A 16448-nucleotide genomic window follows, 5' to 3' on the forward strand; every position below is an offset into this window, starting at 1 on the left:
CGTATGGAATTTGCTTACCTGGTGGTGGGGATTGCCTTCAAGCTCCTCACACGCTTTGATAGGCGGTCTTATCGGTGCGGCTTTGGTAAAGGCGGGGCCTTCCAGCTTGGTAAGCGCGGGTATAATCAAGACCGTGGCTTTTATAGTAATAGCGCCGATAATGGGTGTATTCTTCAGCATATTCATAGCCAGTATAGTGTTCAGATTATTTGCCCACAGCAATCCCTTTAAAGTAGACCATATTTTTAGAAAGGGGCAGTTGCTTTCGGCGGCGGCTTATAGCTTGGGACACGGCGGAAACGATGCCCAAAAGACTATGGGTATTATAACAATGTTGCTCTTTGGCGGAGTTTCAGCCGGTACGGGCGACATATCGGTTATAAGGGATTTCTTTATGACCAATCACGAAGTGGCCCGTTTCGCCGCGGGTGATACATTCTTCATTCCCATATCAATAGTGGTATTATGCCACTTGGCCATAGCTTTAGGCACGCTTAGCGGCGGCTGGCGCATAGTAAAAACCATGGGACAAAAAGTTACGCGTCTTAAACCTTTAGACGGCTTCTGTGCGGAATCTGGTGCGGCGGCTTCTTTGTTCATATCGTCTTGGCTGGGTATACCGGTAAGCACGACGCATACGATAACCGGCGGAATAGTGGGGATAGGTTCTTTCAGAAGATTCTCCGCAGTACGCTGGGGCGTAGCAAGAAAAATAGTTTGGGCTTGGGTGGTGACCATACCCGCCGCGGCCTTAATTTCGGCCGTTTCCTACTGGGCAAGCACCTTGTTTTAAAAGTCTGTTTGGTACAACAAAACCGCCGTTATAAAAAAACGGCGGTTTTATTTTGCCTAAAGTAGCTAATATTTAAATATAAAATGTTAGAATATAAAAGGATTACCCGGGAGATTTTATGGCTGGCAAATTAAGTTTTTCTTATTCCAAAATGACGCTCTACAAAGAGTGTCCTCAAAAATACAAATTTCGATATATTCTAAAAATACCGGAAAAGCCGAAATATTATTTCGCTTTCGGGACGGCTCTGCACAAAGTTATGGAATATTTATATTCCTCCCTTAAGCCGCCCTTCCCCCCCTTGGAAACGGTTTTGGCGTTTTTCAAGACTGATTGGGAATCTTCCACCTACGAGGAAAAGGGATATCCCTCCAAACTTAAGGAACAGGAAGGCTATTTGGAAGGCGTAAAAATAATAGAGGCCTATTACAAAAAACATCTTAAAGACGAACTTTCACCCCTGGCTACGGAGTTTAGAACTACGGTTGATATAGACGGACTGTCTGTCATCGGCATTGTAGACCGCATAGATTATCTTGGCGAAGGGAAAGTGTCGATAGTGGATTACAAAACGGGCAAAAAAATCAACCGCGAACCCGACCAGCTGATGATGTATCAAAAGCTGATGAAAGGCAATAAAGAGTTGGAAAATGTCGTCAAAACCCGCTATCCTCAGGCTGACGGGATAGAAGTATCCAATATGCTTTTTTATCATTTACCGTCTTTAGACTCGCAGACTTTTGAGCCTGCCTCGGAAGAGGAGATAAAAGAATTTTGGTCGCGCGTGCTGGCCGTTGCGGCCGATATAAAAGCAGGCAATTTCGCGCCGGACCCGGGCGAAACCAAGTGCCGTTTCTGCGACTATAAGGATATGTGCCCGGTATGGAAGCTTTCCCCCTCCGAAATGCAAGAACTTCAGGCTCAGCCCGCGGAAAAAGAAAGCGCAAAAAACCCGATGGATATTCTTTCCGATAAAGTTGATGCTTACGGCAAAGCTTTGCGGGAAGTAAAAAACCTCGAGCGGGAAATTATAGCCGCTATGCAAAAAGAGGATATAAACCGTCATTTCGGCAAGGAATTTGAAGTTTCTTTGTCTAAAGAAGAAAATCTGGATTTCACAGACAGACAAAAGGTTGTGGAAATTTTAAAGGAATTTAATTTGTTGGGCAAGACTTTGGTACCTACTCTGGGGAAGATAAAGGCGCTGCTTGAAAGCGATTTTATCAAGCCCGAGCAGCGCGATGCGCTGTTAAAATTGGCGCGGTATTCGACGCAGTACAAACTAAATTGTTCAAAAACGGAAGAGTGATATGATATACAGGCCGATAAAATTGGCGCGCAGGAGCGCCTCAATGCAGTTAAGATTTAAGAGCGCGATATTTTTTATTTTCATGTTTTTTGCTTTGTTCAGTTTCGCGAGGTTATTGCTTTTATGCTTTAACTATTCATTTTTCGACAAACTTGCTTTCGGGCAGACGGCTTTTGCTTTTCTAAGCGGGCTCAGGTTTGACTTCGCGGCGATAGCGATATTCGTATTGCCTTTGGTGTTTATGCTCAGTCTGCCGGTACGGTCAATCAAGTGGTTAAAGTTTTGGAGTTTCCTCTTATCGGCGGAATTTGTATTGTTCGGGGCTTTGCTCAGCGCGGATCTGATATACTTCGGATACGTCAAACGGCATATGGGCGAGGAACTTTTAAGCCTGGGCAACGATTTTTCCTTTATCGTCGGTTATGCTTTCGGGCCGGGCCTTTGGATTTTGATACTGCTCATTTTGGGGCTGTTGTTTTTGTTATGGCTGGTAAATTTGATAATAAAAATCTTTTATCAAGAGCCTACTTTCCGCGGCGGGAAGGAAATCGTCTATTATATTGTTTTTATCGCTTTGATATTATTGGGAATATACGGTAAAGCCAGCCGTACCCCCTTGAACATACCCGATGCTTACAGGGCCGCCGACAGCGGTATGGCCGCCGATTTGGCCCTAAACGGGATATTTACTTCCTACCGGGTAATAAGCCAAGGCGACTATATGGCCGAAAACGAGAAAGATGTGCTTTTATCGATAGAAGAAACGGTGGAAAACGTCCTGATGGAGCGGGAAGACGCGCCTATGCCTTATCAATATCCGCTTCTGCGCGGCCTAAAGGACATAAGGCCATATAAAAAACCTCTCAATTTAGTGATAGTGGTAATGGAATCTTGGGTGCCTAATTATATAGATTCCGTCGCAGGGACGGAATATGGAGTAACCCCCAATTTTGACAAATTGGTAAGATACGGCGATTATTTTAACAATTTCTACGCCTTTGAACTAAGAAGTTTGCCCGGCATTACGGCGGTGCTTACGGGTATCCCAGCTTTGCCCAAACTGCCGAAACTCGGCTACGGGCTGGAGAAAATTAATATGACAAAACTCCCCCAAATCTTGAAAGACAAGGGTTACAGAACGATATTCGCGCAGACTTCCCAACGCTCTTCTTTCAATTTGGATAAGACCGCAGCTATGCTCGGTTTTGAGGAAATCTACGGCATGGAAGATATGCCAAAACAGTTCAACTACGTCAAAGCCGAGGGCTACGGCTACGACTACGATATGTTCAGCCTGCTAAATGAAAAACTGAAAGGCGAAACAAAACCTTTCTTCCTTTTCGCTTTTACCGGGATAACCCATACCCCCTATTTAGGGTATCTGGAAGGTTTTGATAAATATCCCAATACTACGGAAGAAAACAAATACCTCAATTCTTTGATGTTCGCCGATTACTCCCTAGGCTATTTTATGGACGAACTTAGAAAGGAACCCTGGTTCTATGATACTGTTTTCATATTTGTCGCTGACCATACTTTTAACAGAAACGGCAGCATAAAAGAAAAGTACAATATTCCGTTTTTGATTTACGCGCCCAGATACGTCAAAGCGCAAAGAAGCGAAACGCTGGGCTCTCAGCTGGACATATTGCCGACGGTTTTTGATCTTCTTCGCCTCCAGGAGCCTTACTCTGCGGCGGGTAAAAGTCTTGTTTCCGATTCCGAAAAGAGGAACGCTATTTTTGCCGACGGCTATACAATCGGGATAATACAGCCTGACGGCGCCCTTAGACATACGCGGGAAAAAGCCTTGGAACAAGAGAAATATTCCGCTTCCTTCGATAAGGAGTCGGCGGAACAAACTTTGCTTTCTTTAGATAAGGCGTTTTTTACTTTGATAAAGGAAAACCGCTGGCACCCCTCCGAAGAAGAGCAAAACGGCGGGACCGAGGCGGAAAACTAAACGGCTAATAATATGGAAAACGGCATAATAATATCTTTGGACCAGGGCAGTTCATCTTCAAAAGCGGCGGCGGTTACCGTCGGCGGCAAGATTTTGAAGGAACTACGGATTCCTGTCCCCTTCAAAGCGCAAGGCAATATTTTCGAATATAAGGCCGAAGATTTGCTTAACACGCAAATAAAGGTTTTGGACGATATTTTGTCGTCTCTAAGGGCGAGCGATAAAATTTTGTCCATAGCGCTGTCCTGCCAGCGATCCACGATAGTCCTTTGGGATAAAGAAACGGGTTCGGCTTTATGCCCCGCTTTAAGCTGGGCCGATGGCAGGGCGGGCGCGATATCTTTCGCCAATCCGCTAAGCCAAGATGTTTTCCACGCCAAGACGGGGCTTTACAATACGCCGTTTTTCTCCGCTCCCAAAATAGCCTGGTGCCTGCAAAATTACCCCGCTGCCGCGCAAGCTTTAAAGGAAGGCCGCTTATTGGCGGGACCCGTGGGCAGCTACATAATATGGCATTTGACGGGCGGCAAAAAATTCGTCTGCGATTATGCCTGCGCCCAAAGAACTTTGCTTTTTAATATCCATACTCTTAAATGGGACGACGACATTTTAAAATCTTTCGATATACCTTCGGCTATTCTGCCCGAGGTTACGGCCTCAAGCGGGGACTTCGGGGAGTATAAAGGCATAAAAATAACGGTGTGTACTGGCGATCAGCAGGCGGCCGCGCTGGCCTGCGGCTTGGACAAGCAGGGCCAAGGCTGCATAAATTACGGGACGGGCGCTTTCTTTTTGCTTAATATAGGCGCGGAGCCAAAAGAACTTAAAGGGATTTTAACTTCCGTTTCCGCCGCGGGCGCAAATCAAAAACCGTCTTTTCTGCTGGAAGGACAGATAAACGCGGCCGGATCTTTTTTTACTTGGCTAAAAGCGATGGATATCAATTTTGATTTGCCTTTGCTTGACGAATACGGCAAGAAGTCAAAAAATCCGCTTTGGATATTGCCCGCTTTGGGCGGACTAGGCGCACCGTATTGGGATTTTAACGCCAAGCCCGTAATGGCGGGTTTTAAGATAGAAACAAAAACGGAAGACATAATATACGGCGCATTGCGCTGTTTGTGCTTCCTTATGGCGGATATTATATTCTATATAGGCAAAGCGGGCTTTGAGATTAAAGGGATAGAATCTGGCGGAGGGCTAAGCCTAAACGACATACTTCCGCAAACGCAGAGCGATATTTTGGCCATGCCTTTACGTCAAAGCCGTATGCTTAACACGACTATGATAGGATCCGCCATGCTGGCCGCCCGCCGAGAAGGCATTGATACTACAACTTGGCGCGGAGCGGAATATAAGGACTTCAGCCCAAAGTTCTCCAAAGAAGAGTCTTTGGCGCTTTACGCACGTTGGCGCGCTTTCTTTGATTGGGCGATAAAATCGCCCGATATTTGATTTATTTTGGGGGTAATATGAAAAGGCATCACATAATAATAACGGTATTAGTGTTAATCTGCGCGGCGGCATTGGTAGGGTTCTTCGCGCTCCAAAACAGGGAGGAGCTGCAAGACAATCCCGCCATCGAATACAATGCTGCCGACGCCGACGCTTTGGCGCAGTAGCCGATCTTGATTGGCGAATGCTTTTAACCGATAAAAAACCCCGCTTATAAAAGCGGGGTTTAAAGTTTTCGCCTGTAATTATTAGTTCTGGGCGATCGCGCTTACCGGGCAAGTTCCGGCGCAGGAACCGCAATCGATGCATTTGGCGGCGTCGATAGCTCTCTTATCGTTCTGCTCGGATATAGCGCCGACGGGGCAAGCGGATTCGCAAGCGCCGCAGTTTACGCAAACGTCAGGATTGATTTTGTAAGCCATATTACTTCTCCTTATAAATGAATATTTTCCTCAGTTATTATTATACTATTTTCAAACTAAATTCAGACGTTAATTTTATCTTCCGCAAGCAATCCCCGCGCCGTAGCCACTTTTGATTTTACCGCGGCTTTAAGGCCGGCTCGTTCGGCAAGGCGCGCGGCGAACGCTTTAAAAGAGGACATTTTCCCATTTTTAAACTCAAATTCCGCCTCCAACATTCTTTGGCGGCGTCGCGCCTTAATCAGGCAATCGTCAAATGAAAGTTCCGCCTCAAAATCTTTCGCTCTGATATACCAAACCCTGCGCTTGTTCTCTATTGAAAATATCGGCTTTAAGTTTACGGCTTTAGGGTTCAATGCGGCCGCTTCGGCGCGAAACTTTTTTAAAGCCTCTTTGCGATCGGCGCAATTTAGAGGGAGTGATATCTCCCGCCTTTGGGCTAAGCCGTCCACTATTGAAGAAGCGCTTTTAAAAGTAAGTTCGTATCGGGTTCGCCCGGCAAGTTTTATTCTCCTTAATCTTAGGGCGGACTTCTCCGCGCTCAAAGCCGAATCGGGCGTATCAAAATAGGTATCAAGCAAATTTGGCGCGCTCAGCGCGCAGGAACAATCAAAAGAAGACAAAGCCTCTTTAATCCCTTCGAAATCGGCTTGGCTCGCTATTTGCCATTTGTATTCTGTTTCTTTATCGCTCATTTATTAAATGATAGCAAAATATAATATACTTAGATAAAGGAGAGCAAATATGAATAAGAAACGCCAGCCCACTTCCTGCGGCTGTTTTTTATGCGGGAAGGATAATCCATTGGGCTTGAAAATAGTTTGGTTTAACAATAATGACAATAACACCGCGGAAGCGGAGGTAACCGTATCTGAAAATTACCGTTCCTATCCCGGTGTGGTGCACGGCGGAATAGTTGCCGCGCTTTTAGACGAAACTTCTGGCCGCGCCATAATGACTAACGGCGATTTTGACAATCTTATGGTAACTTTAAAGCTTGAAGTAGTATATAAAAAAGTTACCCCCACCAATACACCGCTGAAACTTGTCGGAAGGGTAATCAGGGGCGGGACATCAAAAGCAATGGTTGAGGCGGAAATAATCCTGCCCAACGGCGATATAAGCGCCAAAGGTACGGCCCTGCTTTACAAAATGCCCGAAGAAGTAAAAAACAACTGGGCGGAAGAAGCAGAGGAATGGGAAAGAACAAAACATCTTTAATATTTTCCCCATAAAAAACCCCGCTATGAAAAGCGGGGTTTTTTATTTGTATTCGGAATTAAATCATTCCTCTTTATTATTGACAGTAACGATGGTTTCTTCCCTGTCTTTGGCTATGGCGCTTATCTGAAAGCCGTCGGAGTTTATCCCTATGCTGAACCCGCGGCGCCTTAAATTCTTTTGTATGTCCCTTTGCAGCTGCACGGGATCGCCGCTTATCAAGGCCAAACGCAGCAAATCGGAAGTATAACGCCCGAAGTGCTGTTTATGAACTTCTTCCAAATAGGCCAGCTTGTTAAGCTGCTCTCGTGCGTTTTCCACCAGTTCTTTTTGATATACGCTCGGCGCCATAAAAAATATGTAATATACATAGAAAATTATTCCGCCTATTATCATGGTGCCCAATGCGGAAATGGCGATATATTCGTTTGGCGTCTTTTCCCTGACGGAAATTACTTCACTGCCGGCTATATAATCTTCTAAAGTCAAGCGCCTTTTGTTAAGGAAAGCCAATCCAAAACCGATAAACATCGTGAAGATATTAATAAAATAGCCCAAACCTCTAAGCAAAGCTTTTTTGAAGCTCAGCCCTTCGCCTGTTTGGCGGTCTACTACTTTTAGCCCGACTAAAAATTTGCCCAAAGTCTGCCGTCCGCCGCTTTGGAATATTCCGCAGTAAAGGATAAAAAGCAGATAGAAAATGACAAGAAGTATCCAATAGTTTTCGGAAGAAAAAAGCCCCATTTTAGTGATAAATATATATCCGGCTATGTATATGACGATAAAAAGACCTAATATATCTAGCGCGAAAGCCACCGCCCTCTCAAAAATGCTAGCCAGCGGATAGGACTGCTGCTCTTGCTGAGTAGCTTCGCTTTCCGGCTGAGCATAATACTGGGGTTGATTGAACATAAGGATATCCTCCCTAGAAATAAATCTTTCCGTTTATTATTATATATATTTTTTATAAAATATTCTCAAGTAAAAGTTAAAGGAAAAGTATATGGAAAAAGCTAAAAAGCAGTTTAAAGTGCCGCTATTGGCGGCCGTAATAGCGGCTATTATTGCCGGTATTCTCGGAGGGATTGTCCTGCCTGACGGAATTATAAGAATATTTCTCACTTTTAATTCTTTGTTTAGTTCTTTTTTGGGTTTTGTAGTGCCTTTGCTCATTTTGGGGCTAATCGCCCCCGGAATTGCGGATTTGGGCGCCAAAGCGGGTAAATTGCTGTTAATCACGCTAATTCTGGCTTACGGATTTACGTTGTTTTCGGGCTTTTTTACCTATTTCGTATGCAAATATTCGTTCCCCTATCTATTGGGCTCGATAGCGGGCAACGCCGATTTGCTTGATACGGCGGCGGCTTCCTCTTTAAAACCTTTCTTTACCATAGATATGTCGCCGATTATGGGCGTTACGTCCGCGCTCATATTGGCTTTTATGCTTGGCTTGGGGATAGCGGCCTGCGACGCGAAAAGCCTCAAGAAAGTAATGGAAGAGTTTAAAGATATTATCTATAAGACGATTTATAAAATAATTATCCCCCTTTTGCCGATTTATATCTTCGGTATATTTATGGATATAACGGTATCAGGGCAAGTGGCGGGCGTATTGAGCGTATTTATAAAATTGGTCGCGCTGATATTCCTGATAACGATAGTAATGCTGATGATACAATTTGTTATAGCGGGATTGGTATCGGGCAAAAATCCTTTCGTCGCGCTTAAAAATATGCTTCCAGCCTACGCCACGGCGCTGGGCACTCAGTCTTCCGCCGCCACCATACCCGTAACCTTAAAACAAACTATCGGGAACGGCGTATCGGAAAATGTGGCTTCTTTCGTGGTTCCTTTATGCGCGACGATACACTTATCGGGCAGCACGATGAAGATCGTCGCCTGCTCCTTGGCCATAATGATGATTTCCGCCATGCCGTTTGATCTATACACCTATTCGGGCTTTATTATGATGCTTGGTATAACCATGGTCGCTGCGCCGGGAGTGCCGGGCGGCGCAATTATGGCAGCCTTGGGAATTTTGTCCAGTATGCTCGGCTTTGACGATAAAGCCCTGGCCTTAATGATAGCTTTATATATCGCTATGGACAGCTTCGGCACCGCCTGTAATGTAACCGGCGACGGCGCCATAGCTTTGATAATAAATAAGATATATAAACCCTAAGACATTTTTCGCGAACAAAAAAGCCCCGTTTTATGCGGGGCTTTTTGTTTAGACTGATATATAACTAAAAGATAGCGGCTTTGCCCAAGCAAAAAGCCTCGGTTGGGGCTTATCTTGTTTAGAAACTTTTCCCACAAAAATTTAGAACAAAAATCCCTCCGTTTAAGAGGGATTTTAATAATAGTCTTTTAATTTCAATTAATCAAGGTTTTTCATTTCCGCATTTACGGCGTCCTCGCATTCCCGCATGGCTTTTATAGTTTCTTCCATAAGTTTCGGCAAATCCCAGCCGAGCATCTGCGCACCTTGCTCTATCACTTCCCTGGAGCAACCCGCGGCAAATTTTTTGTCTTTAAACTTCTTTTTAAGGCTGGAAACTTCCATATCCTTGACGCTTTTGGAAGGCCTCATTCTCGCGGCCGCGCCTATAAGACCGGTAAGTTCGTCTACGGCAAAAAGCACCTTTTCCATTTGATGTTTAGGCTTGATATCGCTGCACAGGCCATAAGCGTGGGAACAAATGGAGTTTATCATATCCTCCCCCACTCCTGCGGCGGATAAAAGCTCGGGCGCTTTTTTACAATGTTCGTTAGGGTACATCTCAAAATCTATGTCGTGCAGAAGGCCCGTTATCGCCCAATAATCCGCTTCTTGAGCATAGCCCAAGCTGACGGCAAAGTAACGCATAACGCCTTCAAGCGTAAGCGCGTGATATATGTGAAAAGGCTCTTTATTATATTTTTTTAATAAATCCAAAGCTGCGGCTCTGTCTATTTTGCTTTGCATAGTTTATCCCTCTAAGTATATTATAAAAAATTAAAGAGAGCGTTTCTTCCCCGTAGAGAACAAAGAAGTAAGAAACGCTCTCATACTTAGGAGGATAAAATCCAGCACAAATACTAGTTCCGCTATTTTAAACCTGAGAAATAACCCGTCAGCCAACAAACGGTTTCTATTACGTCGCCTTTCTTTGGAATATATCCTTTGCATATTTTGGAAGATACATACAGATTGACCAAGAACTCATCATTGCCCTTATGTCCGAAATTTACCTTAAGCACATAGACGGGGATATCAAACAAGTGGCAAGAGAAAATATCTTCCACTTCCCCCACTCCGTTAAAAGAAGATACTATCTCGGAAGGGAAAAACATACGAAACACTTCCCCAGACACTCTTACGACGGGGCTCTCAAAATCTTCTTTCGTTTTTGACGGGTTTTCTTTAAGGAAATTTTCCAGCTGCATTTCATAAAAAGGGCCCTTGGATACGTTGAACGTATAATCCTTAAAAAGTTTTATATTATAGGCTAAAGCCGCCAAAGAAATTTTATACTCTTCGTTTTTAACATACTTTTCTTTATCCGTCAAAAAGAAAGGATCATAAAAATAAAGATGATAAGGAACTTTTTTAATAGAACCGGCGAACTCTCCTTCTCCGCCGTTTTTCCAAGTGTGAATATCCGTCAATTTTACATTCCTTTCAATCCCAGGCAAAAGCGGAGCCGAAGAAACATATACATTTTTTTTGCTATTCATCTCCCTTATCAAGTGAAGAAGGGGCAAAGAAGACCTGCTATCTGCAAGAATATAACCCTTCCTATTTTTTATAGTTCCTTGCGATATTATTTTACCGTTTTTAAGCTCTTCCGGCAGAATGTGCAAAAACTGTTCGACGTCGCCAAACAGCGCCGCCCATACGTCGCCCATAACCTCGGAATGTTTACCCAGAAAGCCGTTTTCTTCTCTTTTACTTTTCGTCATAATAACGCCCCATATTCAATTTGACCTCATAACGCTGCGATAAAAAAACTCCTCCAGCGGGGCCTCTTTCAAGGCCGGTTCTGGCAAGCTGTCGGCATATTCTTTATAATACTCGTAGGTATTCTCTATCCAAGTATTGATTCCGTCGTTTCGCGCGATAGCATTGCGCTCTTTGCCGTTTTGTTTCAGTTCTATCAATTCGTCTATAAAAGCCAAAATCCCCTTTTCCGGTTTATACATTTCTTTCAGTTTTGACATTTCAATTGGCGGAGGCGTGCTTTCCCGTTCTATCCATCTGCATGCTGCCAAAGTGCGGAATATATAAAGATACTTCTTTATCTTAACCATATCCGCGTTTATCTGTTCTTTGTAATTATTCTTGCTGTAAGACAGATAAGAATATATCAAAGATTTGGGATTATAATATGCCACAGCCAATTCCGAAAATTCAGTACAGACATCTCCCTCTATATACTTTATGGGACTGTGGAGCCATTCGTATAAGGATATATTTCCCTTTAACAAGAGGGCAAGCGTTTTACCCAAGTCCCAGCCGCCAAAGTCGAAAACGGCGTCTTGCGACATTAGATTAAAGAAGTCCTGCCGCTTCCCCAGGGAAAAATACCACTGCGGCCGATGAAAATAGAGAAAACGCACGTCGTAGTCGCTGTCGGGCGAAGCGAAGCCCCACGCTCGGCTGCCCGATTCCGCCGCGTAAAAGATTTTTATCTCCTTTTCTCTTTCTATATTTCGCAAAGCGCTGATTATCTTTGTTTTCATAGTTTTATTATAGAAAATCTCGGCGACAGCATATTGTCGTAAAAAATATTTTTATTTTTTTAAAACGACCGCAGGCTGTCGCTTTTACTTTTTAGAATATAAGCAATAGGATATTTATAAGGAGAAGTACAAATGAATTTAAACAAAGCATTTAAAAAAAGAAACAAACTGCAGGAAGAAATCAACGAACTGCGCGCAATGATGTAGTCTAAAATCGTCATCAGGGAAAAAGGCGAAGAAGAAAATCGATTGCTTTTAAACGGTTTCAGCGCCAAAGAGTGGCTGGCTTTCATCAACGGGAAATACGAAGAACTTTCCAGACTGTTAAACTGTTAATAGGTATAGATAAGGCCAATGCCGAGATAAAGCCTCTCTTGAGCGAGCTAAATGTTTATAAAGCTCAAAAATCATTTTTGTCGGGATTGAACGATTATATAGCCAAAAGCCCAAGAAAATATTATTATAGTGAAACGAACAAAACCGTATATTACGAACTCAATTTCAAACAGGAAGAGATATTGGCCCTAATCGCCCAATTAAGCGAAAAAATTGAAAATTTGGAAGAGAAAATACAAAAACTCAACTTCGAAACCCAAGTTTTTGCGGAGTAGCGATACTCCCCTGGAGAGAGCGAAAAGGTGAACTCTGTTCTTTAATATATGTTCGATAAGTTCTGCCAAATAGGCATGATATGTCTCTATGAGGATATCTGCCCCTATGTCACGAGTTGTTGGCAAAATTAAAAAAGTTATAAACAAGAAAACTGCCAAACAGTCTTGGACAGAATATAAAACTTAAACGGTATAAAACTTATTTGGAACTATTGGCGTATATACTTTTCGTTCTCTCGTTATATAAGGAAAAACAAATGGAAAAATTGAAAGAAAATATTTTATCTTGGTGCTCCAATATGGAGCCCGCCGCCAGAATGCAGGCGGAAAATTTATCCGTACACCCCTGTCTGTACGGAAATGTCTGCTTAATGCCGGACGCGCACAGCGGATACGGAATGCCTATCGGCGGTGTCGCGGCATTGGATAATGCGATATCGCCCAATATGGTTGGCGTGGACATCGGCTGCGGGATGTTGGCTGTCCAAACCTCGCTTGAACAAATGTCCAGAGAAAAAATCCGCGCCGCCGTAGATAAAATATATGCCCGCGTGCCTCTTGGCTTTGATCATCATCAAGAGCCCAGGGAAAATCCCATATTTACCGACGTCCAACGTTGGGAAGATACCGAAATATGCAAACGGGAAATGGTTTCCGCCCGCAAGCAGATAGGCACTTTGGGCGGCGGCAACCACTTTATAGAAATACAACACGGCAGCGACGGACATATTTGGTTTATGATACACAGCGGCAGCCGCAATTTGGGCAAGAAAGTGGCGGAATATTACAATAAACAAGCGGTCAAATTGTGCCTTATGTTCAAACAGGATAAAATCGTAAAAGACGATTTGGCTTTCCTGCCCATAGGCACTAAAGAAGCCGCCGCATACATAAAGGAGATGAAGCTCTGTCTAGATTTCGCCTACGAGAACCGCAAAGCGATCGCCAAAGAAATTAAGGAAATACTATTGGAGGAAGTTCCCCAAACGAAATTCCTCAAGGAAATAAACATTCACCACAATTATGCCACCATTGAAGAGCATTATGGCCGCAAGTTGTGGGTGCACCGCAAAGGGGCGACTTTGGCCGGGATAGAAACTATCGGGATTATCCCCGGCTCTCAAGGAAGCAGCTCCTATATAGTGCAAGGGCTAGGGAATGAGGAATCTTTGCAGTCGTGTTCGCACGGCGCGGGGCGGTGTATGTCGCGCGCGAAAGCGATAAAAGAGCTGGATTTGGCGGCCCAGCGGCAAATTCTTGATAAGCAAGGCATTATACACCGTATGAACGAACAGGCCTTGCTCGACGAAGCGCCCGGGGCCTATAAGAACATTGACGAAGTAATGGCCGCGCAGAAGGATTTGGTGAGTATTTTGGTCAAACTTCAGCCTTTGGGAGTAGTAAAAGCGTTAAACGATAAAAAATATGCTAAAGTACGGTAATAATGTGTTAATATGGAAAATACAAAAATATGCTAAACGATACCTTAAACAAAATAACCCGCCTAATGTTTATACTGGGCGAATTTGACAAAGGTTCCGTCAATCTATCCGCTACCGCGCGGGTCTTGGGGGTTACGACCCGCACCGTTCAGCGCGATATAAGAATATTGGAAAGCGCAGGCTTCCCCATAGCCAATATATCCAGGGGTGAGTATTGTTTTGTGGAAGGCTATACCTTGGATAAACTTCATTTGAGCGCTAAAGAAGCCGCCCTCTTGGCTTTTTTGGGCTCTATAGCAGGAAGTTTGGGCGGAAGTTTTAAAGAAACGTACCTGAGCCTGCGCGACCGCATATTGGAAAAAGATTCCAACAACCCCTTCTACATCAAATTGCCCAAAGGACAAGCATTTTTCAACAATGCAAACATCAAGACCATAGAGCAGGCCGTAAAGAAAAGAGAAAAACTCAAAATAGAATATCAGAACTCCAGGATATCGGGCCGGGAAATTTCTCCTTTAAAAATAGCTTGGTACGACGGATTTTGGTATATGTTGGCTTTGGGCGATAATAATCTTATACTAAAACTGCGCTTAGACAAAATCAAGGAATTGAAAAAAACGGGCAATACTTTCAAAATGCCGAAAAGTATGGATAAAATACTTGAGGAAAGCGCCTCCATCTGGTTTGAAGATAAACGCGACAAAAGGGTAGAACTTAAAATATCGCCGCAAGCGGCGCCCTACTTTGAAAAGAGGGAATATTTCCCGCGTCAGAAAATTATCCGCAAGACAAATAACGGAGAACTCCGCCTCGAATGTTTTACCGGCAAATACGAGGAAATCTTGCCCGTAGTGCTAAGATGGCTGCCCCATATCGTGGCGATAACGCCGGAAGAATTTAAGAATAAGATAAAAGAAGTTTTATCCGCTTACGAGGAAAAAATAAACAAATCCTAAGATTTAATTTCTATACCGAATGCGGCCATTAACATAAACTCTCAAACAGAGCCTCTTGTATATTTGTTGCCCCTATCTTATTTTAAGAAGAATTTCAGCAAATATTTCTTTAGCCCGGTATAAGGCTGATATCTTAAAGCGATATCTATCAGGGTGCTCTTGTCCAAAATGCTTTTTTTGCGGGAAAATGTTTCAAAACCGAATTTTCCGTGATAGCACCCCATACCGCTTTCCCCCACTCCGCCAAAGGGAAGATAAGGCGTGGCGAGATGTAAAATAACGTCGTTTACGCAGCCCCCGCCGTAGCGGCAATGTTCGGTTATGTTTTTTATATTGGCTTTGTTTTTGGAAAATATATAAAGCGCCAAAGGGTGAGGGTTTTTCTCAATGCTTTGTATAACTTCATTTAAATTCTTATAAGACAAAATAGGCAAAATAGGGCCGAAAATTTCTTCTTTCATAACGGCGTCGCTCCAAGAAACGTCCGTCATCAAAGTAGGTTCTATTTTTAAGGAATTTTCGTCGCTTTTCCCCCCAAGTATTACTTTATTGGCATCGATTAAAGCCAATAAGCGTTTAAAATGTTTATCATTAACTATTTTGCCGTAATCGGGATTGAGAAGCGGCTCTTTGCCAAATTGTTTTTCCGTTTCCGCTTTCAGGGCCGCGGTTAAAGCGGGCAGAATACTTTCTTGGCACAATATATAATCGGGCGCGACGCATGTTTGCCCGCAGTTCAGGAATTTGCCGAAAACAATCCTCCTGGCCGATAGCTTTATATCGGCACTTTCGTCTACGATACAAGGGCTTTTGTCGCCAAGCTCTAAAGATACAGGCGTTAGATTTTCGGCCGCGCGACGCAAAACTTCTTTGCCTACGGCGGTGCTGCCGGTAAAGAATATATAGTCGAATTTTTCAGAAAGCAGATTTTTGTTTTCTTCCCTTCCACCCGTAATTACGCTGACATATTCCTGCGCGAATATTTCGCCCAACATATTTTTAATTAAACTGCTTGTATTTGGGGAATACGCGCTCGGTTTTAAAACGACGGTATTGCCCGCGGCAAGAGCTTCTATTAAAGGCTCTACGGAAAGCAAAAAAGGATAGTTCCACGGGCTTAGTATCAGCACATTGCCCATTGGAACGGTTTTTATAACACTCTTAGAATAAAAATTGGAAAGCGGCGTAGGGACGGTTTTATCTTTGGAAAGTTTTTTCAAATTCTTTAGGAAGTAATCTATTTCCCCCAAACACAAGGATATTTCGCACATATACGATTCTGTTTCGCTTTTGCCCAAATCTTTATGAAGTGCGGAGCAAATGCGACTTTCATAGTTTTTTATGGCGGACTTCAATTTTCTCAAAGATTCAAGCCTAAAAGCCGGCGGCAATGTTGCGCCGCGTTTAAAGAACTCCCGCTGTTTTCGCAATATTTCTTTCATTCCTACCCCCATCAACAGGATTTTATTATTCAAATATATTATGACATAAAAATATCAAGTTACCGCACCGGCCGTTTTATGCATAAGTACCATATCTGATATTTTAAGG

Annotated in this window: 17 protein-coding genes; 10 read left to right on the plus strand and 7 right to left on the minus strand. The window is 43.5% G+C overall.

Annotated elements, in window-relative coordinates; translation table 11 throughout:
- The 5 genes from ACQY3M_RS00005 to ACQY3M_RS00025 all read left to right on the plus strand — a co-directional run.
- The coding region (locus ACQY3M_RS00005) for an anion permease (RefSeq protein WP_428064988.1) at positions 1–793 on the plus strand (793 nt) is incomplete at its 5' end.
- Between the two features lie 118 nt (positions 794–911).
- Entirely contained in the window at positions 912–2102 is a 1191-nt protein-coding gene (locus ACQY3M_RS00010; RefSeq protein WP_428064990.1) for a RecB family exonuclease, read from the plus strand.
- Position 2103: 1 nt separating this feature from the next.
- A complete protein-coding gene (locus ACQY3M_RS00015) occupies positions 2104–4065 on the plus strand; it encodes an LTA synthase family protein (RefSeq protein ID WP_428064992.1) in 1962 nt (653 codons plus the stop codon).
- 12 nt (positions 4066–4077) lie between these two features.
- Positions 4078–5520 (plus strand): FGGY family carbohydrate kinase, encoded by a 1443-nt coding sequence (locus ACQY3M_RS00020; protein WP_428064994.1) that lies wholly within the window; start codon positions 4078–4080, stop codon positions 5518–5520.
- 17 nt (positions 5521–5537) lie between these two features.
- On the plus strand, positions 5538–5687 hold the full coding sequence (locus ACQY3M_RS00025) for a hypothetical protein (RefSeq protein ID WP_428064996.1): 150 nt from the start codon (positions 5538–5540) through the stop codon (positions 5685–5687).
- 81 nt (positions 5688–5768) lie between these two features.
- Here ACQY3M_RS00025 and ACQY3M_RS00030 read toward each other — a convergent pair whose 3' ends face one another.
- A complete protein-coding gene (locus tag ACQY3M_RS00030) occupies positions 5769–5942 on the minus strand; it encodes an indolepyruvate ferredoxin oxidoreductase subunit alpha (protein ID WP_428064998.1) in 174 nt (57 codons plus the stop codon).
- 62 nt (positions 5943–6004) lie between these two features.
- Positions 6005–6637 (minus strand): CYTH domain-containing protein, encoded by a 633-nt coding sequence (locus ACQY3M_RS00035; protein ID WP_428065000.1) that lies wholly within the window; start codon positions 6635–6637, stop codon positions 6005–6007.
- A 49-nt stretch (positions 6638–6686) separates the two neighbouring features.
- Between ACQY3M_RS00035 and ACQY3M_RS00040 the strand changes: the two genes are divergently transcribed.
- Complete coding sequence (locus tag ACQY3M_RS00040) at positions 6687–7163, plus strand: PaaI family thioesterase (RefSeq protein ID WP_428065002.1); 477 nt, start codon at positions 6687–6689, stop codon at positions 7161–7163.
- 63 nt (positions 7164–7226) lie between these two features.
- Here the strand turns inward: ACQY3M_RS00040 and ACQY3M_RS00045 are convergent, their stop codons facing one another.
- On the minus strand, positions 7227–8075 hold the full coding sequence (locus ACQY3M_RS00045) for an RDD family protein (RefSeq protein ID WP_428065004.1): 849 nt from the start codon (positions 8073–8075) through the stop codon (positions 7227–7229).
- A gap of 91 nt (positions 8076–8166) precedes the next feature.
- On the opposite strand from ACQY3M_RS00045, the gene ACQY3M_RS00050 reads away from it, so the two are divergent.
- Positions 8167–9345, plus strand: a complete 1179-nt coding sequence (locus ACQY3M_RS00050; protein ID WP_428065006.1) for a dicarboxylate/amino acid:cation symporter — start codon at positions 8167–8169, stop codon at positions 9343–9345.
- A 198-nt stretch (positions 9346–9543) separates the two neighbouring features.
- Here ACQY3M_RS00050 and ACQY3M_RS00055 read toward each other — a convergent pair whose 3' ends face one another.
- From ACQY3M_RS00055 to ACQY3M_RS00065, 3 genes are all read right to left on the minus strand, one after another.
- On the minus strand, positions 9544–10131 hold the full coding sequence (locus ACQY3M_RS00055) for a hydrolase (RefSeq protein ID WP_428065008.1): 588 nt from the start codon (positions 10129–10131) through the stop codon (positions 9544–9546).
- A gap of 122 nt (positions 10132–10253) precedes the next feature.
- Positions 10254–11108 carry a hypothetical protein gene (locus ACQY3M_RS00060; RefSeq protein ID WP_428065010.1) on the minus strand — a complete coding sequence of 285 codons (855 nt, stop codon included), beginning with the start codon at positions 11106–11108 and terminating at the stop codon, positions 10254–10256.
- 15 nt (positions 11109–11123) lie between these two features.
- Entirely contained in the window at positions 11124–11888 is a 765-nt protein-coding gene (locus tag ACQY3M_RS00065; protein WP_428065012.1) for a nucleotidyltransferase domain-containing protein, read from the minus strand.
- A 278-nt stretch (positions 11889–12166) separates the two neighbouring features.
- Here ACQY3M_RS00065 and ACQY3M_RS00070 point away from each other — a divergent pair, with 278 nt between their 5' ends.
- The 3 genes from ACQY3M_RS00070 to ACQY3M_RS00080 all read left to right on the plus strand — a co-directional run bounded on the left by ACQY3M_RS00070 (position 12167) and on the right by ACQY3M_RS00080 (position 14897).
- On the plus strand, positions 12167–12499 hold the full coding sequence (locus tag ACQY3M_RS00070) for a hypothetical protein (RefSeq protein WP_428065014.1): 333 nt from the start codon (positions 12167–12169) through the stop codon (positions 12497–12499).
- Between the two features lie 257 nt (positions 12500–12756).
- Complete coding sequence (locus ACQY3M_RS00075; protein WP_428065016.1) at positions 12757–13941, plus strand: RtcB family protein; 1185 nt, start codon at positions 12757–12759, stop codon at positions 13939–13941.
- Positions 13942–13970: 29 nt separating this feature from the next.
- On the plus strand, positions 13971–14897 hold the full coding sequence (locus tag ACQY3M_RS00080) for a helix-turn-helix transcriptional regulator (RefSeq protein WP_428065018.1): 927 nt from the start codon (positions 13971–13973) through the stop codon (positions 14895–14897).
- Positions 14898–14974: 77 nt separating this feature from the next.
- Here ACQY3M_RS00080 and ACQY3M_RS00085 read toward each other — a convergent pair whose 3' ends face one another.
- On the minus strand, positions 14975–16339 hold the full coding sequence (locus tag ACQY3M_RS00085) for an aldehyde dehydrogenase (protein ID WP_428065020.1): 1365 nt from the start codon (positions 16337–16339) through the stop codon (positions 14975–14977).
- Between the last annotated feature and the right edge of the window lie 109 nt (positions 16340–16448).

This window comes from Candidatus Proelusimicrobium volucris, from assembly GCF_959605025.1.
In the GTDB taxonomy this organism is placed as follows: Bacteria; Elusimicrobiota; Elusimicrobia; order Elusimicrobiales; family Elusimicrobiaceae; genus Proelusimicrobium; species Proelusimicrobium volucris.